Below are 25,376 nucleotides of genomic sequence, written 5' to 3' on the forward strand. Positions count from 1 at the left end.
CGGGCGCTACGCCCAGGTGACGCTCATGGCGCCGTGGCCTCGTACACCACGTCACCGCCGATGATCGTGTGGGTGACCGATGCGGCCGCGATCTCGGAGATCGGGCGATCGAAGATGTCGCGATCCAGGATCACCAGGTCGGCATCCTTGCCTGACTCGATAGAACCGGATCGCTGCTCGTCATGGTTGAGGTAGGCCACGCCGGATGTATGCGCCCGCAACGTGTCCGATAGTGACAATGCCTGCTCGCCGAGGAACGGCTTCAGGTCGTCGCCCTGTGCTCCGCTCGCTGAGCGCGTCACAGACGTGTGCATGATCTCCAGCGGGTCGGCGGTCGACACTGGCCAATCACTACCGGAAGCCAGAACGGCACCTGCGTGGCGCAGCGCACCGAACGGATACTGCAGCCGTGTTCGATGCTCGCCGAGATAGGGCACTGTCATGACGTCCATTTCGGGCTCGTGGCACGCCCAGAGGGGCTGGCAGTTGGCCACGACTCGCAACGCCGCAAAACGCGGGATGTCGGCCGGATCGATGATCTGGATGTGGGCGATGGTGTGCCTGAGATCTCGGTCGCCGTGCCTATCGACGGCATACTGTAGTGCGTCGAGGGCCTCGCGGACGGCCCGGTCGCCTAGGGCGTGGAAATGAACTTGGAATCCGTTCTGGCTCAGTTCCGCGACGATCTCGTTCAGTTGCTCGGGTTCGACGAAACTCTCCCCTGAGTTGTCCGTGAGGTGGCCACACCCGTTGAAGTAAGGCTCGAGCATTCCCGCGGTGAAGTTCTCGGCGACCCCGTCCTGGAATATCTTGACGGCGCTCGCGGTGTACCGCGAACCGGCCGAAAGGCTCTCGCGTCGGCGTTCGATCATCTCGGGCAGCTGGTCGAGCCCGCGGTGCGGGTCCCAGTACAGTGCACCGACGACCTTGGCCTGCAGGACACCGGACGCCTCCGCACGCAGATAGCCGCGATGGTTGTCGGGGCGGTTCTTCGTGGCCCCGACCATCGCGTCCTGCCAGGCAACCACGCCCCAGGCGAGCATCTGGTGGTGCGCGTGGGCAAAGGCGCGGTCGATCTCCTCATCGGAGCACACTGGAATGTGACGGGCGACGAGATTCATCGCGAGTTCCTCCAGCATCCCGTTGGGAGTGCCGTCGGTGTGGCGTCCAATCCGGCCCTTGAAGGGATCTGTTGTGGCAGCGTCGATTCCGGCGATCTCGAGTGCCCTCGAGTTCACCCACGCGCCATGCCCGTCGGTGTAGGGAAGATACGCGGGCCGATCGGGCACCACTGCATCGAGCATCTCGCGGGTGGGTAGCTTTCCGCCGAAGATCGACAGCATCCAACCGCCGCCGGTGACCCACGCGGCGTCGGGATTCGCACGGGCGAATCGGCCGATCTCGTCGAGGGCTTGCTCCTGGGTCGTCACCCCCTCGAGGTTGCAGTTCATCTGCAGCGAGGCCCAGTGGAAGGGGTGTACATGGGAGTCCTGGAATCCTGGGGCGACCAGACCGCCGTTCGCGTCGATCGCCGGTATGCCGGGCCGCGCGCGACCGCTCGCCGCTTCGCCGATCGCGGTGATCCGCCCTTGCTCGACGAGGACAGTGGCATCGTCTACATGGCCGCTCGGAAGCCATACCCGGCCATTCTCGATCAGCAGCGACTTCGAGTTCATTCTTGCGGACTCTCCCTTGAGACTGGACGAAGGTGATGGGTTCTGATCAGTGACTGTCATTGCAGTGCTTTGAGCACCGATCGCTCCCGTCGTGCCGCGACGAGGTAGCCGATGCCGACTAGCAGCAGCGCGCCGACCGCCATCAGTGTTCCCGCGACGTTGATCTCGGGCGTCAGGCCCCGGCGGAGCATTCCGTAGATGTAGACCGGCAACGTCGGGCTATCGAGGCCGCTGGTGAAGAAGGAGGTGACGAAATCGTCGAACGACAACAGGAATACGAGCATGAATGACACCAGCAGAGTCGGCCACAGCTGGGGGAGGATGACGTAGACCAAGGTCTGCAGACGTCCTGCGCCGAGGTCGGCGGCGGCCTCTTCGATGTCGGGCCGCAGCGAGCTGAGGCGCGCGCGCACGAGCAGCACGACATAGGACAGCGAGAACGTCACATGCCCCAGCAGGATGGTCAGTGGCGACAAGCCAATCCCCACCGAGGTGAACAGCAGTAGCAACGAGACACCCATGGCGATCTCGGGTGTGGTGAAGACGAGCCCGATCACCACGTTGGCGGCAGCGGCTTCTCGTCGACTGAGCCGCTGCAGGCCCAGCGCGAGCAGCGAACCAACTGTGACCGCGACTGTGGCGCAGGCGAACGCGATAACGATGCTCACCGCCGCGGCCCGCAGAATCGTCGTGTTCTGCAGGAACTCGGCGTACCACGTCAGGCTGAAACCGGTGAATGAGTTCACCGAGCGGGAGTCGTTGAACGAGAACAGCATGACCACGGCGACGGGGGCGAATTGGTAGATGAAGATCAGCGTCGTGCCGGTGATCAGGATGTACTTGCCGACTCGCGCGGTGCGCGTTCTGGTGGAGGGGAGGTTCATGTCAATCGCCGTTCCACCGTGCGGCTCAGCCGCGTGAAGATTCCGAGGACTACGAGGATGGCGATCAGCACGGAGACCGTGATCGCCGAGCCGAACGGCCTGGCGCCGACCCCCGCGAACTGGTCTTGGATGAGGTTTCCGATCATGTACTGATCAGGTCCTCCCAGTAGTCGGGCATTCGCGAAATCACCGAAGGTGAGCAGGAATACGATTGTGAACCCGGAGATGACCCCCGATAGCGATGCGGGCACGGTGACGTGAATGAATGCATCCCAGGCCGATCCGTACAGGTCGCGGCAGGCCTCGTTCAGGCGCGGATCCTGCGCTTCGATGGCGACGAAGACGGGCAGAATCATAAAGGGCAGAGCGCTATAGACGAGGCCGACGATGACGGCGACGTCGGTGCCAATGAGATTGATCGACGCATCCGTCAGGCCGATCGCGTTGAGGCCGCGGGACAACAGCCCGTCCGAGCCGAGGATCTGTAGCCAGGAGTAGATTCTGATCAGGTAGTCAATCAGCCACGGCAGCAGAACGAGCAGGATCAGTAGGGTCTTCCATCGGCCGCCGTAGCGCGAGATGGTGAACGCCACCCAGTAGCCGGCGCAGAGGCAGATCAAACTGACGACTAGGGCAAACAGAAATGTCCTGCCCGCAGCGGGTAGATAGATCGGGTTGAACAGCTCAGCGAACGCCGAGGGCGTGAACGAACCCCATTCGGGCCGCCCGACGAGATCAGATGTGGTGACTGCGACCGCGACAAGCAGGCCGATCGGGACGATGTAGAGCGCGATGAGCCAGGCCGACCCGGGGATCGTGATAGCTCGCCAGAATGTCGTTCCCGACGTCCGACGACGCGCGGTTGGTGGCTCCGACAGTTTGATGATGGTGGTCATCGATTTCAGGTGGCCTTCATCGTGTTCCAGGTCTGCTGCCAGAGGCGTCGCTTGTCCGGCACGATCGGCGTCAACCACTGGCCGGTGTCGGCGAAGATCGACTCGTCGATCTGCAGCCAGGGGAACTCCTGAGTCATCTCGTTGTAGACCGCCATGCCGGTCTTGGTCGGAACGGGATATCCGATATAGGCGGCTGTCTTCTTCATGTTGTCGGGCGCCAGCATCCAGTCGACGAACAGCAACGCGGTGCCGGAATGCTGAGACGCCGCGGGGATCACGAAGGCATCGGTGTTGAACAGCGCACCCTCTCGGTTGGTCTGGTACTTCCAAAGGGCTTGTTTCTCTGGGGTCATGTTGTGCATCGCGGTGAAGAGGTCGCCCGCGTACACAGGCATGAGCCACGCCTGGCCACTTTGGATGAGGGTTGTGTCCATGCCGGTGAACCCGCCGAGTTGCGGACGGAGTTCTCTCATCGCCTCGAGCACCGTGTCCATCTCGTGCTGACCCGCCTGCTCGGGAGCGAATCCGAGGCGCCGCAGGAACATCGCAATGGTGAGTTGCATTGCGTCCCAGAGATAGATGTGCCCGGCGGCCTCCGGATGTGTCCAGAGGTCGTTGAAGCTGCCGGTCATGTTCCGAACGTGGTCGGAGTTCCACGTCAGTCCGACCGACCCCGTCGCGTAGGGTGCCGCCACAAACGGGGCAGTGGCTTCGTTGGCCTGCTGGTCCGGGCCGTTGAAGGGTGGGACGACGAATGCGGGCAGGACTTCTCCGTAGTTCTTGAGAACGCTGTGGTCGACTCGCTTGAGCAGACCGCTCTGTGCGGCGTGCAGAATCCTCTCGGATCCCATCGTTGAGACATCCACGGGCAGGCCGGAAGTCAGCTTCGTCAGGCCCTCATCGCCCGACGCAAAATACGTGTAGTTGATCTTGACGCCGTAGTTCTCCTCGAATCCGTGGAGCACTTCTTCATCGAAGTAGTCGGCGTACGTGAGCAGGTTGAGGTCGCCGTCGACGACGGCCTTGTCCGCAACTGGGGCGTCTCTCAGTGCGTCGCCACCGGAGCTGCCGCCGGACGCACAACTGGAGAGAAGGAGCATTGCAGCCCCCGTTCCACCGAGGACGAAGCTGCGTCGGCTCAGATCAAACCGAGATCGGGGCGTGGGGGATGTCATGGCTGGTCTCCTGTTGTTGAGTCCGTGGCGATCACGACCGTGGCCGGATCCGAGTCGAGGACGACGATCGTGTCGGCAGTCACGCTCCACGCGAGACGAACTCGGTCGCCTGGTGCGTAGGCTGTGGTGTCGGGACCGTTGTTCGGAGTCGATGCACGCAGCAGCGTGTCGTCACCGATACGGATGCGGTAGTCGTGGGACCGGCCGAGGAAATCGGCGTCGTCGACTGTGCCGTCAATCGCGAATGCCTCGTCTGGCGTGGCGCATTCCGGCCCGTAGAGGTGAACGCGCTCGGGCCGGATCACCAGGCCCACGCTGGTGCCGACCGTGTGGTCGACGTGAGTGCGAACCTGAATCGCCTCGCCGGAGCGCAAGCGCAGGACCGCCGGGGCTGCGCTGCGCTCGACGACCGCCTCGAGTAGCGTTGAACTGCCGATGAACCCGGCCACGAATCGGTCGGCTGGGCGTTCGTAGAGTTCTGCGGGCGTACCGACCTGACGGAGTTGACCGCCGTCCATGACCGCCAATCGATCGGAGAGCGCCAGCGCCTCGCCCTGATCGTGGGTTACGTAGACGAAGGTGATTCCGACTTCGCGCTGGATGCGCTTGAGCTCCTCCTGCATGATCTGGCGCAGTTTCAGGTCCAAGGCAGCGAGCGGTTCGTCCAGGAGCAAGGCGCGAGGTCGGTTGACGAGCGCCCGCGCGAGCGCCACCCGCTGCTGCTGGCCGCCGGAGAGTTCCCGGGGGCGTGCGTTCTCGCGCCCGTTCAGCTGTACCAGTTCGATGGCGTCGCGTACCCGTGAATCGACCTCGTTGCGGTGCAGTCGTTTTCGCTTTAGGCCGAACGCGATGTTCCCGGCGACCGAAAGGTGCGGAAACAGCGCGTAACTCTGGAAGACGAGGTTGACGTCGCGCCGGTTGGGCGGCGTGCTTGTGACATCGACGCCGTGCAGTCGCACCGTTCCAGTTGTCGGGGACTCGAAGCCGGCGAGGGTTCGCAACAGCGTGCTCTTACCGCATCCCGAGGGACCAAGGATCGAGAAGAACTCGCCGTCAAGAATCTCCAGGTCGATTCCGCGGAGCGTGTCGGCTTTCCCGTGGGGAAAGCGTTTCGTGACACCCTCGACAGTGATCGCGGCCTGCGTATCGGCGGTCGCCGAGTACGTCATACCAAGACTTCCCGGACGCTGTGCGGCAGCCGCGAGAGGGTCCTGCTGCGCTCGGCGCCGATCACCACCGTGTCGATCATCGCGAAGTGCAGGATGCTCTCGTAGTTGAACACCATGTTCTCCTCGAGCACCAGGTCCGACTCGTCGTCGTCGCCGACGGTGAAGGTGACTTCGCCGACCCAGTCCGGGGGGAAGCTCAACCCGAGTTCGTATCCGCCGGTCCAGCCGTGGATTCCGGTTCCCCAGCTTCCCTCGGCCTCGTAGTACTCCCGAAGGGTGCGGCAGACTTCACCGACGGTTGCCCCCGTCTTTGCGGTCGAGCAGAGCACTTCAAATGCGCCGCCGGCCACTTCGCTGATGCGGTGTGCCTCATCGGGGATCGGCCCAACGTGATACGTGACGGCCACGTTGGAGTGGTAGTGGTGGACCACACCGCAGGGATCGGCACGAATCCAGTCGCCGACGTTGAGCCGCCGGTCGCCGGAGAACGAATGTCCAGACTTCGCCGTGAATGTCACCAGCTCGTGCAGAGCTGCGGGTTCGCCGCCCGCGGCGATCATCCCTCGCATGAGTTCGATCCAAAGCTCGATCTCGCGAACACCCGGCCTGATCGCGGCCTCCATCGCCAGGAGCCCCGCGTCGCACGCGGTCGTGGCCTGCTCGATGTAGACCAGCTCGCGCGGCGATTTGACTGACCGCACCCTGCGCATGAGCAGGCTGGCGTCGATGACATCGCTGGCGCCGTTGTCGCGCAATGCCTGCTCCACAGCCTCGCTGACGACTCTGTTGGGGATGTAGCTCCACCACTCCTGGCCGACCACGCCCGAGATCCATTTCTCGGCGGTGAGTTCGCGAATGATATGCGCGAGCACGCGGTCGAGATCCTCCTCGACCGATGTGCGGTAGTCGTCGATCACGGAATACGTTGGGATCAAATGGTCGTGGTCGGCGGTCTCGAACAGGATCAGGCGCTCGGAGTCGGCACGCACCGCGAGGCATTGCAGCGCCGGCCAAGCCGTCGGACCTTGGCCCTTGTTCCAGCGAAGCGCGTGTCCGCACATCCACGCAATTCCTTCGGGTGAGCTGATGAGAAGCAGGTCCATGCCCTGCTCCTGCATGCGCGACCGCACGAGCTCATGTCGGGCGCGGTACTCCTCTTCGGGAAAGGCGAGTTCGCGGGGCAGATCATCGAGCCTTGCGAGATCCGCCTTGACGAACTCGATGTCCTCCGGAGTCAACACCATTGGTGACCTTGCCTTTCACTTGTTTGCGAGGGTGCCGGGGAGTGCCCCGATGGGCGGTGGGTGAAATCACAACGCTGGCGTCAAACTTCCGTTCGAACGAGGTGCGTAGAATTTGCATCTGAATTCAATTTCAAGATGGATGTGTTCTACCAGGGCCCCCAGAGGCCCGCAAGGGTTTGCCGGTTTTGCGTGGGGTTTGGGGTTTTTTGCGTGGGGTTTGGGGTTTAAGGAGTGGAGGTGTCAGCACGGAGATCCGGACATGTCGCCAGGAAGTCGAGAATGCGTCAAGATCGATCAGGAACTATGACCAGTAACCGGCCACCGAAGTCAGACCGCGGAACGAATCGCCGTCGATCGCTCGTCGACGCGACGCGAGGCGCGTTGCTCAAGTACGGGCTGCATGTGCAGCTGATTCAGATCGCGGCCGAGGCGGAGGTATCACCCGGCACCATCCTGTACCACTATCCGGATATACATGAACTGATCGTGGCTGCCTATGTCGACATCCTCGACCGTTTTACCGAGCAGCGCATCCGGACGACGCAGTCTTTGGCGGATCCGGTGTGCAAGCTGCATGTCGCGATCGCCGCAGGTCTTCCTCGATCGGAGGAGGATGTCGAAGCATCACTGTTGGCTGTTCTCAACTCGTCTGCAGGACAGGACGCCGAATTCTCGGCTCTGCTCAATGCCTTCTACGACCGCCAGGTCCAGATGTACGAACACATCATCAACGAGATCGTCAACGATGCGGCGGTTGACGCGACAGCAATCGCTCGGAATCTGGTCAGCCTTGAGGACGGTATCGGCTACCGCATCCTGGCAGGTCATCCGGAGATGGGGGTGTCGGCGGCGGCGACACAGCTACTGAGCTACGCGCGGGCCGCTCTCGGTGAGTTGAATTGCACACACCTTCCCGCTGAAGGCCTACCGCCAAGAGGTGAACACCGCGCCGCAGATTGAACAGTGTCCTGCTAGCCGGTCGACTCCGATTACATTCGGTCGTTCGATTCGGCATCAAGTTGCTCCGCACGCGGCGTGCTCATCGTGATGGAGGGCGTCGACGGTGCGGGCGGAGTGCACGCTGACGGGGCTACGCATGACCTTCGAAGCGGACCGTAGTGCTGTTCGCCCTCGACCGAGTCGAACGGCCGACGCCCGCGACGAGATCGACTGCTGTACCCGGGCGTCTTCCTCTGAAGATACTTCGAGCAGTCCCGCGAAGCGATCGCCCGTTCACCTAGGATTCACACGAAGCGGCGAGAGGAGTTGGTTGTGGCCCACGATCCGGTGATCCGGGGGATTGTGTCTGACTCCGAACACGGGCTCGTCGTCATCGAACGGAATCTGGATATGGCCGAAACAGGTTCTGCCCGTGAGAATTTCGCCGAACCAACGGGGCGCCGCACCGCGGCGTTGGCAGCTGCCGAGGATCAAGTGGATCACCGCGATCTGGCGAGATGCGCTTTGGGTAGAAGATTGTGATGACGGCAGCGCCCAACGACGTCGATGCGGTGGTTCACATCGCCGAAACCCACATCGCGGCAGGCAATCACCGGCAGGCCGAGGAGGCGGTCGGGGCGGCGCTGGCCATCAACCCGAATCACCCGCGGCTGTTGACGGCCCACGCCCGCGCCAAGCTGGCGCAGTCCGACTACGCGGCGGCCGCGAGCAGCGCGCACGCGGCTCTCTCGGTCGCCCCGGACAATGAGCACGCGATGCGCGTCTACAGTCGAGCGCTCGAATTGCTGGGCCGGATTCCCGACGCGCTCTGGATGGCATGGCGGACGGCGACCACCCATCCACACAGCCATCTGGCCCACCACAACTACGCGCGCCTGCTGGCGGACACAGGACGCCCGGCTAGGCGAGCGATCAGCGGCGCAATGCCGGACGGGCGAGGAATGCCCTCAGCCAGGCGGCGGTCTAGGTCGTGTGAACCGAAAGGACCCAAAATGCTTCTCGCGGTGTACTCCTAGCGCCCCGATGAACCCCACGAACAATGAAGTGCGAACTACTTGATCAGCGCATCAAGTAGGTGTAGTAATTGCCGATGCACTCGAGCGCCTTGCTTGTGAGATCGGGATGTCGCGAGTGCATTTCGGTCTCAACGAAGTCCCCCGCATCGTTTAGGGACATCTGAGACCAGTCGGGCTGCAAACTCATGGTTTCGTCGAGCATCTGGCGTACTGCTGCCCTCGCCGCGGGCGCGACGTCTACGCCGTAGTGCGCATCAAACTCGGTGTCGTTCTTACCCGGATAGTGCTTGAGGTACAGCGCCAGCGCTTCACTAATGTCGAAGCTATTGTCTGTCATCGCTTATCTCTTCCTCGAGTGTATTTCGGTGGCTTCGCCGGTGTCGGGGTCAATTTGGGTGATGCGGATGACGTCTGGATTATCCATCAGTCGTGGAATCTCGACCGTCTGCCATATGTTGCCGGGTCGTAGGTCGCTGCCAACGATCGCCGTGACATCGCCGCTTGCGTTCTCCGCGTATGCCGCAGATGCTTCTTCCCAGAACCGCACCGATTCGGGGTCGTGGCGATTCCACGCAGGTAGAGGGTTGACGCCATTCCGCTCAAGGGTCATCTCCAGAGTGGTTCCGTTGGCCCCCTCCGCAATGCGCTCGGCGATCCCAGAGCCGTCGGGACCCACTCCCATCCCGTTCGCATCGCGGCCGGACCAGTAGTGGGCCGAGTCGGGGTCAGTTCGTGTCAGGTGGAGTAGTTGGTCGTATGGCGGCAGGCTGCCTGGCACGTAATGGCCATTCTCATCCAGAATCGGCTTGTATTCGTGTTCAGGTCGGTCGCGATCGTCCTGATGGTCGCGGACATGTTCGTCTGCAGACGAATCGGATGCATCGGCTAGTTCGCGATCTACTGGGTCAGTGGACAGACCCCGAGAATCGAGATCAGCTTGCGACTGATCGCCACCTTGTGACGATGAGCGAGGCCCGTCCGCCGGCGCGTCGCTCGCCGGATCGCGCGAGGACGGTGCCTCGGTTCCCGGACGCGACGGCTGGCCCGCTTCGCCCGTCGTCGGATGCCCCGCCGCGGAATTGACCGGTGCTCCAGGCCCATTGGCCGCGACTGGCCCAGCGGCAGGCCCTTGTGCCCGTGGGCTTTCCGGAGAACCTGGCTGCGGAGCCTTGGCGTCGGGCGTGCGGGCGGGGGCATCGGCGCCTTGTGTCCTTCCGGCAGCGGATTGACCGTCGGCCGAGCTGTGACTCCCGCCCGGGGCGTGTGGCGCCATGGGCATGCCGCCCCCGGCCATCCCGCCCGGTGTCGTTCCAGTGGACTCCTGGTGCTGCCGGTTGCCATCACCGACAGGCTGGGGGTGCTCGCGCGTTTGGCTGCCGTCGGTTCCGGATCGCTCATGTCCGTTGGGTTGTTCTGCGGGTGTGTGAGCGGGCTGGTGGTCGGCGGGCGCGTGCGTGGGTCCATCCGAACGTCCGTTATAGCCATCGGAACTGGGCCGGTGACTCTCACTCGGCGCACTCGGCGTCTCGCTGCCGCCACCGCCACCGCCACCGCCACCGCCACCGCTCTGTTGCCCAGTTGCGTGCCCGTTTCCGGATGCCTCCGGAGTCGTCGGCGTGTGACTGGCCGGGGATGTACCGGTTTCGGATGACGGTCGGCTGGAATCCTGCATGCCCGCGGAACTAGATGTCTCCGGCGTGTGGCTCGGCGTAGACGGCGCTGACGGCTCCGAGATGTGCGGCGAGTCAACAGGACCCGACGACGCCGGGCTGGTCGGAGAGTCCACGGATCCCGGCCCCGCCCCCGACGGACTGACGGGCTGCCCCGGCGAATCAGGCGGCGGACCATCGCCACCACCGGGCCCGGATCCATGACCATTGCCGCCAACGGGGGTGCCGGACGGTCCCGGCGGATCAGACGGCCCGGTCGGGACACCGCTACCGGGACCGGATGGGTTTGTCGGCGCGTCAACACCATTGGGCATGGACGGGCCGACGATCGAGTCGGGGACTGCCCCGGGCCTGAACTCCGGGACACCCGGAAGTCCCGGGCCCGCTCCGGGTAGGTCGTCCAATCCGGGCAGGCTGCGGTTGCCGCCCCCGACACCGGGCAGATCCCCGAGTCGGGGGAGTCGACCCTCCTCGAGCAGGCGGTTGGTGTACCGCAGACCCTTGGCCACGGTGCCCGTCTTCGACAGCGCGCCGCCGGGGACGAACAGCGACCCGATGTTGAAGGCCGCCTCTCCCGCGGCCCTGCCCGGGTGGTCACCAGACCACTTGTCCCAGGCCACGAACTCCTTGCCCATGTTCGCCAGCACGCCGGGCAGCGACGAGGGATCCTGGGCCACCGACAGGGCTACGTCGGCCATGCCCTTCCACGTGTCGGGGTCGGCCATCGACACCACACCCGAGACGGTGTTGATCAGACCGGTGGCCACGCCGACCTGGAAGTCGGTGTACAGCGTGACGGTGTCGGCCAGCGCGTTCCCCACGTCGTCGCCGAAAGTCTCGACCAGGATTGGCCGTATCCACTTCTGGAATGCGGTCGCTGCCTCGCCGATGAGGGTCGCCAGCTCTCCCAGGAGTCCGACCACGCCCTTGACCTGGTCCTGGAAGTTCTCCAGCACATCGCCGACGTTGCGGGCGACCTCGCGAAGGATGTCGTCACCGTCGCCGGTGAGGAAGCCCGTCACCGTGTCCCACAGACCGTCGAGCGAAATCCGGTCCAGTAGTCGGCGGACGGCGTCCTGGGTGTTCTGCACGCCGGCGGCGAAATCGTCGACCGACGTCGCGATCGTCGACGCAGATTCTGACATTGACGACACGTAGTCACCGAGGTCGGCGAGGGCCTGAGCGATACCCCCACCCTCGGGGATGTCCTGCGCCGACGTTGCGGCCTTGATGGCTGCGATGTCGTCGTCGAACGCCGACAGACCGGTCGCGAGGTTGCGCCACTGCGCGGCGGTCAGACGCAACAGGGACGGATCGCCGGACGGCCACGTCATCGCCGCGCTCGCGAACAGTCCGAACCCGGGAATCATCCGCAGAAACGGTTGAATCAGTGTCCATTTGGTCGGCGGGGAGACGTTGGCCGAACTCGGCCCCATGGGGGCGCTCCCCGCCGTGGTCTTGCTGGGCTCGGAACCCACGCCACCCGCGGGCCCCGATCCGCCGATGGTCGACGCGGCATCGGCGTTCTTGTAGTTGTAGCCCGTCGCCTCCAACATGTAGCCGACAGCCTTGAAGGAGTTGGCGGCATCGGCCAACGCGTCGGCGAAGCCCTGCGCCTGACGCCCGTAACTCATCCCGAAGTTCGCGCCAGCCGGATCCATACCGGAGGCGATCCCGCTGCCCAACGCCGCGCCCAGCGCGTCGGACAGCATGCCCAGTTGCGCTCCGATCGACGCCATCTGCTGGCCGGTATGAAGCAGGACCTCCGGGTCGACCTCGATGCGGCCGCCCGCGCCGGCTACTCCCACATCTGCCCGTTCTTGCTGACCGCGTCCGAGTAGTTCGTGTGCGCGGCCTGGGCGATCTTCCTCAACTGCTCCAGCGCCGTCTTCATCTGCTCGGCACCCGTCTCCCACTGCTGCTGTGCCTGTGCTTGGGAATCCGACGCCTCCCCATGCCATGTCGCCCGCAATGCCGCCATGGTGTGGTCAATGTCGTCGAGGCACTCGGAGACGTCCTGCTCGAATCTCGTCATGTGATCGATGGCCGCCTGCAACTGCGCGAAATCCACCACCAGCATCGTCATCGACTCCTACTCGCCCGGCCGCTCGACGGCACGCATCGCCTCGCCGGGGTTGACGGGTGCGGACTCCACTGGCGCGATTCCCGTCGCCTGTTCACCGGACGGTGCCGCGGCGTCCTCCGGGCGCTCGGGCTCGTCGTCCTGCTGGTCCTCGGCATCCTGGGCGGCCTGCTGCGCCAATCCGGTCGCCAACTGTGCGGCCTGCTGCGCCAGCCCGGCGACGGCCTGCCCGGCCTGTGAGAGCGGCGAGAAGGCGGCCTGACCGAGCTGCGCGGCCGACGACATCGCCTGCTGCGCTCCACCGCCGGACTGCGCCGCCTGGTTGGCGCCACCGGCACTGCTCGCGCCATCGCCCTGCCCAACCATGCCCTGGGCTGCGCCCGGGCCGCTCGCTGCGCCAGCGCTCTGGCCGCCCGCGGCGCCACTTCCGCCCGCCGACCCACCAGATCCCTGCATCGTCGAGCTGAGCGCCTCGGCGCCCGACTCATCGGTCTTGGCGTACTCCCTGCCGGCGATCGTCAACAGCTCCGACATCCGCTGCAAGCCCTCCACGACCTGCTCCGCGCCGCTGTGCCACTGCTCCCACGCGGGCCCGTATGCCGACGCGGCCCCGCCCTTCCACCCCGAACCCAGCAACTGCGTCGTCTCGTCGTCCACGCTCGACAACCCGTCCTGCAGCCGCTGTGCGGCGTCCTCCAGACGTGCTGATGCCGAACTCAACTCCGAGACGACTACTTCGACCGACTGCCCCACCCGACAGACCTCCAGTCCCTTGACGGTCAGCTGATCCGAGCCTATCGGCGGTGAAGGGGGGTCGGACGCACCAGTTACGCTTCCCGGCGTGCTCATCGTGATCGAGGGCGTCGACGGTGCCGGCAAGCGCACGCTCACTGACGGACTGCGCTCAAGCTTCGAGGCGGACGGCAAGACCGTCGCGACGCTGGCGTTCCCGCGCTACAAGCAGTCGGTCCACGCCGACGTCGCCGCCGAGGCCCTGCACGGTCAGCACGGTGACCTGTCGGAGTCGGTGTACGCCATGGCGATGCTGTTCGCCCTCGACAGGGCCGACGCCCGTGACCAGATCGCACAGCTGCGCGCCGACTACGACGTCGTTATCCTCGACCGCTACGTGGCCTCCAATGCGGCCTACAGCGCGGCCCGGTTGCACCAGGGCGTCGACGGCGAGGTAGTCGAGTGGGTGCGCAATCTCGAGTTCGACAGGTTCGCGCTGCCGACCCCGGACTGGCAGGTTCTGCTGGCGGTGCCGACCGAACTCGCCGCCCAGCGTGCTGAGCGTCGGGCCGAACTCGAGGCCGACCGGGCCCGCGACGCCTACGAGCGCGACGACGGTCTGCAGCGCCGCACCAACGAGGCGTACGCGGCGCTTGCCGAGGGTGGCTGGTGCGGTCGGTGGGCTGTCGCGGGCCCCGATACCACCCCCGCCGAACTCGCCCGCGAACTCGCGCGCTGATCAAACGGGCAAAACGCCCGGTGTGGTAACCGAGGTTTATCGCGATCTGGTGACACGATGGACACCATGAGGCAAAGGATTCTGGTCGTCGACGACGATCCATCGCTGGCCGAGATGCTGACGATCGTTCTGCGCGGTGAGGGATTCGACACCGCGGTTGTCGCCGACGGCACCCAGGCACTCACCGCGGTCCGTGAGTTGAGGCCGGATCTGGTGCTGCTGGATCTGATGCTGCCCGGCATGAACGGCATCGACGTGTGCCGCGTGCTGCGCGCCGACTCCGGTGTGCCGATCGTGATGCTGACGGCCAAGACCGACACCGTCGACGTCGTGCTGGGCCTGGAGTCCGGTGCCGACGACTACGTGATGAAGCCCTTCAAGCAGAAGGAGCTCGTCGCACGGGTGCGCGCACGCCTGCGCCGCAACGACGACGGTCCCGCCGAGATGCTGTCGATCGCCGATATCGAGATCGACGTGCCCGCGCACAAGGTGACTCGGGCCGGTGAGCAGATCTCGCTCACCCCGCTGGAGTTCGACCTGTTGGTGGCGTTGGCGCGCAAACCACGGCAGGTGTTTACTCGGGATGTGCTGCTCGAACAGGTGTGGGGCTATCGTCACCCGGCTGACACGCGCCTGGTGAACGTGCATGTCCAGCGTCTGCGGGCCAAGGTCGAGCAGGATCCCGAGAACCCGCAGGTGGTGCTGACCGTTCGAGGAGTGGGATACAAGGCCGGACCCCCGTGATCTGGGGCTCGAGGCGGCGCATCCGCGGCCGTTGGGGGCCATCCGGCCCGCTTCTGCGCGGAATGGGTGCGCTGAGTCGGGCACTTGGATTCGCATGGCGCCGCTCGTTGCAACTCCGGGTGGTGACACTGACGCTCGGGCTGTCGCTGGCGGTCATCCTGGTGCTGGGTTTCGTGCTGACCAGTCAGATCACCGACCGGATCCTCGAGGTGAAGGTCCGTGCCGCGACCGAGGAGATCGACCGCGCCCGGACCACGGTGAGTGGGATCGTCGGTGGCGAGGAGGCCCGCTCGCTCGACAGCAGCCTGCAGTTGGCCCGCAACACGCTCATCGACCGCAAGGCGGACACGGGTGCCGGTCTCGCCGGGGCCTTCGACGCCGTCCTCGTGGTGCCCGGCGACGGCCCCCGCGCGGCGACTGCTGCAGGCCCCATCAGCCAGATACCCGAACCGCTGCGCGACTTCGTCAAGGCCGGCCAGGTCAGTTACCAGTACGCCACCGTGAGCGCCGACGGCTTCTCGGGTCCCGCCCTGATCGTCGGCAGCCCGACGTCGTCGTCGGTGACCAATCTCGAGCTGTACCTGGTCTTCCCGTTGAACAACGAGGAGAACACCATCGCGTTGGTGCGCGGCACCATGGCCACCGGTGGCGTCGTGCTGCTGGGCCTGCTGGCCGCCATCGCCCTGCTGGTGGCCCGCCAGATCGTGCTGCCGGTGCGGTCGGCGTCGCGGATCGCCGAGCGCTTCGCCGAGGGGCACCTGACCGAGCGCATGCCGGTGCGTGGCGAGGACGACATGGCGCGATTGGCGGTGTCGTTCAACGATATGGCCGAGAGCCTGTCGCGGCAGATCACTCAGCTCGAGGAGTTCGGAAATCTGCAGCGGCGCTTCACATCTGACGTCAGCCATGAGTTGCGCACGCCGTTGACGACGGTGCGCATGGCCGCCGACCTGATCCACGATCACAGCGACGACCTCGAGCCCGCCCTGCGCCGCGCCACCGAGTTGATGGTCAGCGAGCTGGACCGATTCGAGACGCTGTTGGCCGACCTGCTCGAGATCTCCAGACACGATGCCGGTGTGGCCGAGCTGTCGGTCGAGTCCGAGGATCTGCGGTCGGTGGTGGAGGGCGCGCTGGACAACGTCGGCCACCTCGCCAAGGACGCCGACGTCGACCTCATCGTCGACCTGCCCGCCGAGGCGGTCATCGCGGAGGTCGACGCGCGCCGTGTGGAACGGATTCTGCGCAACCTCATCGCCAACGCCATCGATCACGCCGAGCGCAAGCCGGTGCGGATCCGGATGGTCGCCGACGAGGACACCGTCGCCGTCACGGTCCGTGACTATGGCGTCGGGCTGCGCCCGGGCGAGGAGAAGCTGGTGTTCAGCCGATTCTGGCGATCCGACCCGTCCCGGGTGCGCCGCTCCGGGGGCACCGGGCTGGGCCTGGCCATCAGCATCGAGGACGCCCGGTTGCACCAGGGCCGGCTGGAGGCGTGGGGCGAGCCCGGCAAGGGCGCATTGTTCCGGCTCACCCTTCCGCTGGTGCGCGGGCACAAGGTCACCACCAGCCCGCTTCCGCTCAAGCCCACGGGCCCCGACCGTCCACCGCGCCGACCTGCCCGGGAACACCAGGACGTGGGGGAGCGCACGTGACGCGGCTGCTGGCAGCGGTCCTCCTGCTGGCCTCGACAATGCTCGCGGGCTGCGCTGGTGTGCCGAGTTCCTCTGCGCCGCAGGCGATCGGGACGGTCGACCGACCCGCCCCGCCGAGCCTGCCGACGCCCACCCCGGGCATGGACCCCGACGTCCTGCTGCGCGAATTCCTCAAGGCCACCGCGGATCCGGCGAACCGTCACCTGGCCGCGCGCCAGTTCCTCACCGAGTCGGCGTCGCAATCCTGGGACGACGCGGGCAGTGCGCTGCTGATCGACCGCGTCGTGTTCGTAGAGACCCGCGGGCCCGAGAAGGTGACGGTGACGATGCGCGCCGACATTCTCGGCTCCCTGTCGGACATGGGGGTTTTCGAGACCGGAGAGGGTGCGCTGCCAGACCCCGGCCCGATCGAGTTGATCAAGACGCCCGGCGGCTGGCGCATCGACAAGCTGCCCAACGGGGTCTTCCTGGACTGGCAGCAGTTCCAGGCGACCTACAAGCGCAACACCCTGTACTTCGTCGACCCGACCGGCAAGACCGTCGTGCCCGACCCGCGCTACGTCGCGGTGTCCGACCCCGACCAGTTGGCCACCGAGTTGGTGACCAAGCTGGTCTCAGGGCCCCGCCCGGAGATGGACAACACCGTTCGCAACCTGCTCGCCTCGCCGCTGCGACTGCGCGGTCCCGTCACCCGGGCCGACGGCGGCAAGACCGGCGTTGGCCGCGGTTACGGCGGCGCCAGGGTCGACCTGGAGAACCTCTCGACCACCGACCCGCACAGTAGGCAACTGCTTGCCGCCCAGGTGATTTGGACGCTGTCACGGGCGGGTGTCAACGGGCCCTACGTCATCAACGCCGACGGTGCGGCGCTTGACGACCGCTTCGCGGAGGGCTGGAGCACCTCCGACGTGGCAGCCACCGACCCGGGCGCCGATCCGGGGGCCGCCGCCGGTCTGCACGCACTGGTGGGCGGCTCACTGGTGTCACTCGACGGACAGCGGGCGCCACGAGTGCCCGGGTCGTTCGGCCAGATACCTGACCAGAGGGCGGCAGCACTGTCGCGCAGCGGCCAGGAGGTCGCGTCGGTGGTGACGCTGCGACCGGGCGCCCCCGACATGGTGTCGTCGCTGTGGGTCGGCGCGGTGGGATCCGATGCCGCCCAAGCCATCGACGGACGCATGCTGACGCGGCCCAGTTGGTCACTCGACCTCGCGGTCTGGGTGGTCATCGACGGCGCCAACGTCGTGCGCGTCATTCAGGAGGCCGCCTCGGGCCAGCCCGCCCGCATCCCCGTGGACGCCGCCGCCGTCGCCACGCGCTTCCCCGGCCCGATCAACGAACTCCAGCTGTCACGCGACGGCACCCGTGCGGCGATGGTGATCGAGGGCCAGGTGATCCTCGCCGGGGTCGAGCAGACCCAGGGCGGGCAGTACGCCCTGACCTATCCGCGGCGGCTGGGCTTCGGGCTCGGCACCACTGCGGTGTCGTTGGCCTGGCGCACCGGCGACGACATCGTCGTCAGCCGCACCGATCCCAAGCACCCGGTGTCCTACGTCAACCTCGACGGGGTGAACTCCGACGGCCCCAGCCGCAATCTGCTGGCCCCGGTGTCGACCGTGGCCGCCAACCCGTCGACGGTGTATGTCGCCGATCAGCGTGGTGTGCTTGCCCTTTCGGGTTCGGCCGCCGAGGGTGACCTGGCGTGGGCCGAGGTGCGACCGCTGATGACGCCCGGCGCGATACCGGTGCTGCCGGGCTGACCCGGCCGGTTCACCGAGCGGCCTGCGCGGCCCGCTGCCTGTCGACGAACTTGATCGACATCCGCTGCAGGAACCCCGGTGCGAAGCGGGCCACCCGCCATGCGGTGCGGGCCTGCCGCGGCCACACCAGAAGCGCCTTGTTGCGGTCGATGGCCGTCAACGTGTCGCGCGCCAGATCGTCGGCCGAGGCGAATGTCGCGCTGCGTTGCCCCATCCGATAGAAGTCGCGGCCCACGAACCCGCCGATCGCACCCTTGTCCAGGATCGGGGTCTCGACCGCGGTGGGGCAGATGGCCAGCACGCCGACGCCGCGGCCCGCCGCCTCCGACCGCAGGGCCAGCGACAGCCCCACGACGGCGTGCTTGCTCATGACGTAGCTGGTGATCTGACCGGCGGCGGCCAGGCCCGCCATCGAGGCGGTGTTGACGATGTGACCGTGGCCCTGGGCGACCATCACCGGGTAGGCCGCTGCCACGCCGTGCACGACTCCACGGATGTTCACGTCGATGACGGCGTTCCACTGGTCCAGGGTCAGCAGCTCGGTGTCGCCGCCGAACGTGATCCCGGCGTTGTTGAACATCAGGTCCAGCCGCCCCGCCCGGCTCACCACCTCGTCGACGGCGGCCTGCACCGCGACCGGGTCCGTGACGTCCAGACGCGCCGACCGGGCGCCCAGCGGCTCGGCGGTGCGGGCGGCGGCGTCGCCGTCGATATCGGTGCACACCACCTCCGCACCCGCACCGGCCAGCGCGCGGCACAGGGCCGCACCGATGCCGGATCCGGCACCCGTCACGATTGCCTGTTTTGCTCCTCGCGTCCGCGCCGCCTGTTTTGCTCCTCGCGTCCGCGCCGCCTGTTTTGCTCCTCGCGTCCGCGCCGCCTGCTTGCCGTGAAACGAACGCGTCACGCCGTGCCCATCAACCGATTCACGTGACCCATCACGTCGGGGTAGCGCTTCATGTGGGCGCCGCCGTTGATGTCGAGCACCTCGCCGGTGATCCAGGACGCCTTCTCCGAGCACAGGAAGACCACCGCGTCGGCGATGTCCTCCGGCTGGCCCGCCCGTCCCAGCACGGTGTTCTCGATGTACTCGTCGACGACGCCGGGCACCAAGGCGGCTCCCTCGGTCAGCGGGGTGTGCACGAATCCGGGCGCGACCGCGTTGACGCGAATCCCGCGCACCGCCAACTCCATCGCGGCCACCTGCGTCAGCATCGACAGCCCCGCCTTGGCCGCACAGTAGGCGCTCATACCCGCCGCCGCCTGGCGGCCGTTGAGCGATGAGATCCACACCAGCGCACCGTTGTCGACCAGGTGTCGGCCTGCGTACTTGGCCACGATCAGCGATCCGGTCAGGCACACGTCGATCACCGAACGGAACTGGTCGACGGGCATGTCGACGATGAGGCTCACGTTGGAGAACCCTGCCGTGGTGACGGCGACGTCGAGCGGTCCGGCCGCCTCGAACAACGCGGCGACTGAGTCCTCGTCGGTGACGTCGACGGTCGCCGACGTGTGGGGGGCGCCGAGTTCCTCCGCCCGCGCCGCGGCACCGTCGCCATTGAGGTCGGCCAACACGATCCGGTAGCCCTCGGCCGCCAGCGCCCTGGCCGACGCCCAACCGATGCCCGACGCGCCGCCGATGACTAGCGCGGTGCGCCCGCCCTTGTTCACCACTGTGCCTCCATGTAGTCGATCTAACGAATTCGCAACTGTAAGTCGTACAGCATCGGCTGCGGACCGGTTCTCGCCGATATGTGTCAGACGCGATCGCCACACTGCTCGCATGCTGGCCGACCTGGTCCTGCCCCTGGAGTGTGGCGGATGCGGCGCGCCGTCGACCCGGTGGTGTCGGGCGTGTGCACACACCATCGCGACCAGGGCCGCCGAACCCGTTCTGGTCAGCCCACGACTGGACCCTGGCGTGCCGGTCTTCGCGCTCGGGCGCTACGCGGGCACGCGGCGCCAGGCCATCCTGGCCGTCAAGGAGCACGGGCGCACCGACCTCCTCGGCCCGCTAGGCGACGCGCTGGGTGTCGGGTTGGGAAGGCTACTCACCTGGGGTGTCGTATCCACGCCGCTGGTCGCGGTGCCCGCGCCCACCCGTGCGACCGCGGCTCGCCGGCGTGGCGGGGATCCGGTGGCCCGGATGGCGCGGGTCGCCGCCGCGCCGGGCGTCACGGTCGTCGACGCCCTGCGGATGCGGGCCTTCACCAAGGACTCGGTGGGCCTGTCGGCGGGTGCTCGGCAGCGCAACGTCGACGGTCGAATCCGGTTGCGAAAGTCGGCGCTGGGTGAGGGTTCGGGTGAGGTGGTGCTCGTTGACGACGTCGTCACCACGGGTGCCACCGTGACCGAGAGTGTCCGTGTCCTGCAAACGATTGGCGCGCGCGTCGTGGCCGTTCTCGCCATCGCCCATGCCTGAGTGTCGACCGTGCCGTCACGGTGGCGTCAAGCGCACATGAAGAACTCGAAACGGGTATGCGAAATTTGTGGCACACATGGGTGAACTCGGACTACCGTCGGTGCCAACCAACCGTGAGTGTTCACGGCGGCGTTGAGCAGATACAGCGCCACATCGCTCACAGCGGTAGGAGGTGAGAACTCGACACCTTGCGCCGGTGGGCGACGACCTACTGATCCCGTCGGCGCGTTTCCCGACTAGCCCACACGCCCTCATGCGTGCGATGCGAAGAGAAACGAGTTGCTAAGTATGTCAATACATTCCGTGCAATCCAGCCAATCGACGATGGTTGTCGACGATGACCCGCCAGTGGTAGCGCCCAGCGCAGAGGTCGTGGTCAAGGGACGCAACGTCGAGATACCCGACCACTTCCGCACCTATGTCGCCGAGAAGTTGGCACGACTCGAGCGCTTCGACCGCACCATCTACCTGTTTGACGTCGAACTCGACCACGAGCGCAACCGACGTCAGCGGAAGAATTGCCAGCACGTGGAGGTCACGGCGCGGGGCAGAGGTCCTGTGGTTCGTGGCGAGGCATGTGCGGACAGCTTCTACGCGGCCCTTGAGGCAGCAGTCTCCAAACTCGAGAACCGACTCCGTCGCAGCAAGGACCGGCGCAAGATTCACTACGGCGACAAGACGCCGGTCTCGGTCGCGGAGGCGACCAAGGTCATCGCGCCGGAGGCCTTCCTTCCCTCGGAGTCCGCCGAGTCGGCAAGTGAGCGCGACGGCGCCGCCTTCGACCACGAACCCGGCCACATCGTGCGGACCAAGGAGCACCCCGCCAAGCCCATGAGCGTTGATGATGCGCTCTACGAGATGGAACTCGTCGGACACGACTTCTTCCTGTTCCACGACGAGCAGAGTGACAAGCCCACGGTGGTGTATCGCCGCCACGCCTACGACTATGGGCTGATCCGCCTGTCCTGATCCCCGACCAGACACAAAGGTCCCCGGCGCCCCAGGTGTCGCGGGACTTTTGTGTCTGGTCGCGCGGTGAAACCGCCGACGGCGGCGAGTCACCTACGATGGATGGCGTTTGACGAAACACGTGGTCCATCGTGGAGGCCGCCGAACCCGCAGGGGATATTGCTGTGCTGACGAAGTTGCTCCGAATCGGCGAAGGCCGCATGGTCAAGCGTCTCAAGAAGGTCGCCGACTACGTCAACTCGTTGTCTGATGACATCGAGAAGCTGACTGACGCGGAGCTGCAGGCCAAGACCGCCGAGTTCAAGAAGCGCATCGCCGACGGCGCCGAGCTCGACGAGCTGCTGCCCGAGGCCTTCGCGGTTGCCCGTGAGGCGGCGTGGCGCGTGCTGGGCCAGCGCCCGTTCGACGTGCAGGTCATGGGTGCTGCCGCGCTGCACTACGGCAACGTCTCGGAGATGAAGACCGGTGAGGGCAAGACCCTGACCTCAGTGCTGCCCGCGTACCTCAACGCACTGGGCGGCAAGGGCGTGCACATCGTGACCGTCAACGACTACCTGGCCAAGCGCGACCGCGAGATGATGGGCCGTGTCCACCGGTTCCTCGGGCTCGAGGTCGGCGTGATCCTGTCGCAGATGACACCCGACGAGCGGCGCGCCGCCTACGCCGCCGACATCACCTACGGCACCAACAACGAGTTCGGGTTCGACTACCTGCGCGACAACATGGCGCACTCCGTTGAGGACATGGTGCAGCGCGGCCACAACTTCGCCGTCGTCGACGAGGTCGACTCGATCCTCATCGACGAGGCCCGGACCCCGCTGATCATCTCCGGTCCCGCCGACGGTGCGTCGAACTGGTACCTCGAGTTCGCGCGGCTGGCTCCGCTGATGGAGAAGGACACGCACTACGAGGTCGACATCCGCAAGCGCACCATTGGCGTGCACGAGGCGGGTGTGGAGTTCGTCGAGGATCAGCTCGGCATCGAGAACCTCTACGAGGCCGCCAACTCGCCGCTGGTGAGCTACCTCAACAACGCCATCAAGGCCAAGGAGCTCTTCTCCCGCGACAAGGACTACATCGTCCGCAACGGCGAGGTCATCATCGTCGACGAGTTCACCGGCCGCGTGCTGGTGGGGCGCCGCTACAACGAGGGCATGCACCAGGCCATCGAGGCCAAGGAGCACGTCGAGATCAAGGCCGAGAACCAGACGCTGGCCACGATCACGCTGCAGAACTACTTCCGTCTCTACGAGCGGCTCTCGGGCATGACCGGTACCGCCCAGACCGAGGCGGCGGAACTCCACGAGATCTACGGCCTGGGCGTGGTGTCGATTCCCACCAACAAGCCGATGATCCGCGCCGACCAGTCCGACCTCATCTACAAGACCGAGGAAGCCAAGTACATCGCCGTCGTCGACGATGTGAGCGAGCGCTACGAGAAGGGCCAGCCGGTCCTGATCGGCACCACCAGCGTGGAGCGCTCGGAGTACCTGTCCAAGCAGTTCACCAAGCGGCGCATCCCGCACAACGTCCTCAACGCGAAGTTCCACGAGCAGGAGGCCGGGATCATCGCCGAGGCCGGCCGGCGCGCCGCGATCACCGTGGCGACCAATATGGCGGGTCGCGGTACCGACATCGTGCTCGGCGGTAACCCCGACTTCCTGGCCGACAAGCGGCTCCGTGATCGTGGCCTCGACCCCGTCGAGACCCCCGAGGACTACGAGGCTGCCTGGGACGAGGCGCTGAAGCAGGTCAAGGCCGAGGTCGAGCGGGAGGCCGAGGAGGTCATCGAAGCCGGCGGCCTCTACGTGCTGGGCACCGAGCGCCACGAGTCGCGGCGTATCGACAACCAGCTGCGTGGGCGCTCCGGACGCCAGGGCGATCCGGGCGAGTCGCGGTTCTACCTGTCCCTGGGTGACGAACTCATGCGGCGCTTCAACGGCGCGACGCTGGAGTCGCTGCTGACGCGGCTGAACCTGCCCGAGGATGTGCCGATCGAGGCGAAGATGGTGACCCGCGCGATCAAGAGCGCGCAGACCCAGGTCGAGCAGCAGAACTTCGAGATCCGCAAGCAGGTCCTCAAGTACGACGAGGTGATGAACCAGCAGCGCAAGGTCGTCTATGCCGAGCGCCGGTTGATCCTCGAGGGTGAGGACGTGCAGGAGCAGGCCCACCGGATGCTCGTCGACGTCATCACCGCCTACGTCGACGGCGCCACCGCGGAGGGGTACTCGGAGGACTGGGACCTCGAGGCGTTGTGGACAGCGCTGAAGATGCTCTACCCGGTGGGCATCGACCATCACGATCTGATCGATTCCGGCGCCGTCGGCGAACCCGGTGAGCTGACCCGCGAGGAGCTGCTGGACGCGCTCGTCAAGGATGCCGAACGCGCCTATGCGGTGCGCGAGGCGGCGTTGGTCGAGATCGGCGGCGAGACCGCGATGCGCTACCTCGAGCGCAGCGTGCTGCTGAGCACCATCGACCGCAAGTGGCGCGAGCACCTCTACGAGATGGACTACCTCAAGGAGGGCATCGGGCTGCGCGCGATGGCCCAGCGCGACCCGCTGGTCGAGTACCAGCGCGAGGGCTACGACATGTTCATGGCCATGCTTGACGGTCTCAAGGAGGAGTCGGTCGGCCTGCTGTTCAACGCCCAGGTGCAGCCCGGTGTCGCCGAACCGGCCAACCAGGTCGCGCCCGTCGCGCCACCGCCGAACCTCGCCCAGTTCGCGGCTGACGCCGCGGCCAAGGCGCAGGAGTCCAGTGGGGGAGGCGTGGCCACCAAGGAGGCGCCACCTGCCTTGCGCGTCAAGGGGATCGACGATGACGACTCGCGCCCCATGACCTACGTGGGCCCGTCCGAGGACGGTTCGGCTGAGGTCCAGCGCCAGGGCGGCGGCCCCAAGCACGCCGCTCCCGGCGGCTCCACTCGGCGCGAGCGTCGCGAAGCTGCCCGCAAGCAGGGTCGCGGTGGCCCCAAGGCCCGCCGGGGCTGATTCAGCCGATCTGAAGAGCGACGACGACCCACCGGCCGCCGACCACCTCGACACGACCAGCGATGGCCCGTACCCGGTCCCCGCGCGTGTAGGTGGCGAACACCTCGGCCGCCGTTGTCTCACCCGCAGAGACGGCCACTGCCTGCAGCCGAACACGCCGGAGCACGGCAGCACCGTCGACCGGGCGGGTGCGGGTCAGCAGTGCCACGGTGTCGATCAGCGACGGCGTGAGCACCGTGCGCAGCTGAGTGACGGGCCGGCGCCGGTCGGCCACCTCCAGGACCCGGCGAAGTGCGCCAGCGGCGAAAACCGCGGCCGCCCTGGGCGGCCCGATGTCGGGCGCGGGCACAGGTGCGGGCCGCAAGTGTCGTGGCGTGCGTCGGTGGAGAGCGGCCGGCGACGGCTGGGGACAGGTGCCCGGCGCGACCGGTGGCGGCTCATAGTCGATGACGGGCGACGTCAACGGTGTGCGTCGGGTCGGGATGCGCGATGTGGTCACGGCAGCTCTCCAGCAGTCGATGCAACGGGACGGCATCTGCTGGAGAGTCGCAGATACCCTTATGATCCCACGGTTGACAGGCAC

Annotated in this window: 23 protein-coding genes; 10 read left to right on the forward strand and 13 right to left on the reverse strand. The window is 66.3% G+C overall.

The features are described from left to right. Positions 1 to 23: 23 nt before the first annotated feature. The 6 genes from ACZY0X_RS16050 to ACZY0X_RS16075 are packed head-to-tail and all read right to left on the reverse strand — an operon-like array spanning position 24 to position 7,044. Positions 24 to 1,676 (reverse strand): amidohydrolase, encoded by a 1,653-nt coding sequence (locus ACZY0X_RS16050; RefSeq protein ID WP_463771800.1) that lies wholly within the window; start codon positions 1,674 to 1,676, stop codon positions 24 to 26. Positions 1,677 to 1,732: 56 nt separating this feature from the next. Next, a complete protein-coding gene (locus ACZY0X_RS16055) occupies positions 1,733 to 2,560 on the reverse strand; it encodes an ABC transporter permease (protein WP_463771802.1) in 828 nt (275 codons plus the stop codon). After that, positions 2,557 to 3,456 carry an ABC transporter permease gene (locus tag ACZY0X_RS16060; RefSeq protein ID WP_463771804.1) on the reverse strand — a complete coding sequence of 300 codons (900 nt, stop codon included), beginning with the start codon at positions 3,454 to 3,456 and terminating at the stop codon, positions 2,557 to 2,559. Before ACZY0X_RS16060 ends, ACZY0X_RS16055 begins: the two co-directional genes overlap by 4 nt. Positions 3,457 to 3,461: 5 nt before the next feature. Continuing rightward, the gene (locus ACZY0X_RS16065) at positions 3,462 to 4,631 is read right to left on the reverse strand and encodes an ABC transporter substrate-binding protein (RefSeq protein ID WP_463771805.1); all 1,170 of its coding nucleotides are present in this window, start codon (positions 4,629 to 4,631) and stop codon (positions 3,462 to 3,464) included. After that, entirely contained in the window at positions 4,628 to 5,800 is a 1,173-nt protein-coding gene (locus ACZY0X_RS16070) for an ABC transporter ATP-binding protein (RefSeq protein ID WP_463771806.1), read from the reverse strand. The genes ACZY0X_RS16065 and ACZY0X_RS16070 overlap by 4 nt, the downstream gene beginning before the upstream one ends. Further along, positions 5,797 to 7,044 (reverse strand): M24 family metallopeptidase, encoded by a 1,248-nt coding sequence (locus ACZY0X_RS16075; RefSeq protein WP_463771808.1) that lies wholly within the window; start codon positions 7,042 to 7,044, stop codon positions 5,797 to 5,799. Before ACZY0X_RS16075 ends, ACZY0X_RS16070 begins: the two co-directional genes overlap by 4 nt. A gap of 402 nt (positions 7,045 to 7,446) precedes the next feature. On the opposite strand from ACZY0X_RS16075, the gene ACZY0X_RS16080 reads away from it, so the two are divergent. From ACZY0X_RS16080 to ACZY0X_RS16090, 3 genes are all read left to right on the forward strand, one after another. Beyond that, the gene (locus ACZY0X_RS16080; protein WP_463771809.1) at positions 7,447 to 8,004 is read left to right on the forward strand and encodes a TetR/AcrR family transcriptional regulator; all 558 of its coding nucleotides are present in this window, start codon (positions 7,447 to 7,449) and stop codon (positions 8,002 to 8,004) included. Positions 8,005 to 8,316: 312 nt separating this feature from the next. Continuing rightward, positions 8,317 to 8,526 (forward strand): hypothetical protein, encoded by a 210-nt coding sequence (locus ACZY0X_RS16085; protein ID WP_463771811.1) that lies wholly within the window; start codon positions 8,317 to 8,319, stop codon positions 8,524 to 8,526. Next, a complete protein-coding gene (locus ACZY0X_RS16090; RefSeq protein WP_463771813.1) occupies positions 8,526 to 9,020 on the forward strand; it encodes a tetratricopeptide repeat protein in 495 nt (164 codons plus the stop codon). Before ACZY0X_RS16085 ends, ACZY0X_RS16090 begins: the two co-directional genes overlap by 1 nt. Positions 9,021 to 9,063: 43 nt before the next feature. Here ACZY0X_RS16090 and ACZY0X_RS16095 read toward each other — a convergent pair whose 3' ends face one another. The 4 genes from ACZY0X_RS16095 to ACZY0X_RS16110 are packed head-to-tail and all read right to left on the reverse strand — an operon-like array spanning position 9,064 to position 13,526. Next, on the reverse strand, positions 9,064 to 9,357 hold the full coding sequence (locus ACZY0X_RS16095; protein ID WP_463771814.1) for a hypothetical protein: 294 nt from the start codon (positions 9,355 to 9,357) through the stop codon (positions 9,064 to 9,066). Positions 9,358 to 9,360: 3 nt separating this feature from the next. Then, positions 9,361 to 12,498 (reverse strand): WXG100-like domain-containing protein, encoded by a 3,138-nt coding sequence (locus ACZY0X_RS16100; protein WP_463771816.1) that lies wholly within the window; start codon positions 12,496 to 12,498, stop codon positions 9,361 to 9,363. After that, entirely contained in the window at positions 12,489 to 12,776 is a 288-nt protein-coding gene (locus ACZY0X_RS16105) for a WXG100 family type VII secretion target (protein WP_241400416.1), read from the reverse strand. Before ACZY0X_RS16105 ends, ACZY0X_RS16100 begins: the two co-directional genes overlap by 10 nt. 6 nt (positions 12,777 to 12,782) lie before the next feature. Beyond that, a complete protein-coding gene (locus tag ACZY0X_RS16110) occupies positions 12,783 to 13,526 on the reverse strand; it encodes a WXG100 family type VII secretion target (protein ID WP_463771817.1) in 744 nt (247 codons plus the stop codon). A gap of 88 nt (positions 13,527 to 13,614) precedes the next feature. On the opposite strand from ACZY0X_RS16110, the gene ACZY0X_RS16115 reads away from it, so the two are divergent. The 4 genes from ACZY0X_RS16115 to lpqB are packed head-to-tail and all read left to right on the forward strand — an operon-like array spanning position 13,615 to position 18,403. Further along, positions 13,615 to 14,244 (forward strand): dTMP kinase, encoded by a 630-nt coding sequence (locus ACZY0X_RS16115; protein WP_463771818.1) that lies wholly within the window; start codon positions 13,615 to 13,617, stop codon positions 14,242 to 14,244. 57 nt (positions 14,245 to 14,301) lie between these two features. After that, positions 14,302 to 14,988 carry a two-component system response regulator MtrA gene (gene mtrA, locus ACZY0X_RS16120; RefSeq protein ID WP_463771820.1) on the forward strand — a complete coding sequence of 229 codons (687 nt, stop codon included), beginning with the start codon at positions 14,302 to 14,304 and terminating at the stop codon, positions 14,986 to 14,988. Then, positions 14,985 to 16,643 (forward strand): MtrAB system histidine kinase MtrB, encoded by a 1,659-nt coding sequence (gene mtrB, locus ACZY0X_RS16125; RefSeq protein WP_463771821.1) that lies wholly within the window; start codon positions 14,985 to 14,987, stop codon positions 16,641 to 16,643. The genes mtrA and mtrB overlap by 4 nt, the downstream gene beginning before the upstream one ends. 5 nt (positions 16,644 to 16,648) lie before the next feature. After that, entirely contained in the window at positions 16,649 to 18,403 is a 1,755-nt protein-coding gene (gene lpqB / locus ACZY0X_RS16130) for an MtrAB system accessory lipoprotein LpqB (protein ID WP_463772455.1), read from the forward strand. Positions 18,404 to 18,413: 10 nt separating this feature from the next. On the opposite strand, the gene ACZY0X_RS16135 is transcribed toward lpqB, so the two are convergent. Further along, positions 18,414 to 19,196: an SDR family NAD(P)-dependent oxidoreductase gene (locus tag ACZY0X_RS16135; protein WP_463771823.1), complete on the reverse strand. Its 783-nt coding sequence runs from the start codon at positions 19,194 to 19,196 to the stop codon at positions 18,414 to 18,416. Positions 19,197 to 19,306: 110 nt separating this feature from the next. Beyond that, positions 19,307 to 20,080 (reverse strand): SDR family NAD(P)-dependent oxidoreductase, encoded by a 774-nt coding sequence (locus tag ACZY0X_RS16140; RefSeq protein ID WP_463771824.1) that lies wholly within the window; start codon positions 20,078 to 20,080, stop codon positions 19,307 to 19,309. 112 nt (positions 20,081 to 20,192) lie between these two features. Here ACZY0X_RS16140 and ACZY0X_RS16145 point away from each other — a divergent pair, with 112 nt between their 5' ends. From ACZY0X_RS16145 to secA, 3 genes are all read left to right on the forward strand, one after another. Further along, complete coding sequence (locus ACZY0X_RS16145; protein ID WP_463772456.1) at positions 20,193 to 20,828, forward strand: ComF family protein; 636 nt, start codon at positions 20,193 to 20,195, stop codon at positions 20,826 to 20,828. A gap of 324 nt (positions 20,829 to 21,152) precedes the next feature. Beyond that, positions 21,153 to 21,797, forward strand: a complete 645-nt coding sequence (gene hpf, locus ACZY0X_RS16150; RefSeq protein WP_463772458.1) for a ribosome hibernation-promoting factor, HPF/YfiA family — start codon at positions 21,153 to 21,155, stop codon at positions 21,795 to 21,797. Between the two features lie 164 nt (positions 21,798 to 21,961). Then, on the forward strand, positions 21,962 to 24,793 hold the full coding sequence (secA, locus tag ACZY0X_RS16155; protein WP_463771825.1) for a preprotein translocase subunit SecA: 2,832 nt from the start codon (positions 21,962 to 21,964) through the stop codon (positions 24,791 to 24,793). 1 nt (position 24,794) lies between these two features. Here the strand turns inward: secA and ACZY0X_RS16160 are convergent, their stop codons facing one another. Continuing rightward, positions 24,795 to 25,292: an Rv3235 family protein gene (locus tag ACZY0X_RS16160; RefSeq protein ID WP_463771827.1), complete on the reverse strand. Its 498-nt coding sequence runs from the start codon at positions 25,290 to 25,292 to the stop codon at positions 24,795 to 24,797. Positions 25,293 to 25,376 lie beyond the last annotated feature (84 nt).

Source organism: Mycobacterium sp. IDUB_39 (assembly GCF_055419205.1).

Excerpts from the sequence above, each read along its gene's own strand:
- ACZY0X_RS16050 (WP_463771800.1), bottom strand. The coding sequence starts at position 1,676 with ATGAACTCGAAGTCGCTGCTGATCGAGAATGGCCGGGTATGGCTTCCG.
- ACZY0X_RS16055 (WP_463771802.1), bottom strand. The coding sequence starts at position 2,560 with ATGAACCTCCCCTCCACCAGAACGCGCACCGCGCGAGTCGGCAAGTAC.
- ACZY0X_RS16060 (WP_463771804.1), bottom strand. The coding sequence starts at position 3,456 with ATGACCACCATCATCAAACTGTCGGAGCCACCAACCGCGCGTCGTCGG.
- ACZY0X_RS16065 (WP_463771805.1), bottom strand. The coding sequence starts at position 4,631 with ATGACATCCCCCACGCCCCGATCTCGGTTTGATCTGAGCCGACGCAGC.
- ACZY0X_RS16070 (WP_463771806.1), bottom strand. The coding sequence starts at position 5,800 with ATGACGTACTCGGCGACCGCCGATACGCAGGCCGCGATCACTGTCGAG.
- ACZY0X_RS16075 (WP_463771808.1), bottom strand. The coding sequence starts at position 7,044 with ATGGTGTTGACTCCGGAGGACATCGAGTTCGTCAAGGCGGATCTCGCA.
- ACZY0X_RS16090 (WP_463771813.1), top strand. The coding sequence starts at position 8,526 with ATGACGGCAGCGCCCAACGACGTCGATGCGGTGGTTCACATCGCCGAA.
- ACZY0X_RS16095 (WP_463771814.1), bottom strand. The coding sequence starts at position 9,357 with ATGACAGACAATAGCTTCGACATTAGTGAAGCGCTGGCGCTGTACCTC.
- ACZY0X_RS16105 (WP_241400416.1), bottom strand. The coding sequence starts at position 12,776 with ATGACGATGCTGGTGGTGGATTTCGCGCAGTTGCAGGCGGCCATCGAT.
- mtrA (WP_463771820.1), top strand. The coding sequence starts at position 14,302 with ATGGACACCATGAGGCAAAGGATTCTGGTCGTCGACGACGATCCATCG.
- hpf (WP_463772458.1), top strand. The coding sequence starts at position 21,153 with ATGGTTGTCGACGATGACCCGCCAGTGGTAGCGCCCAGCGCAGAGGTC.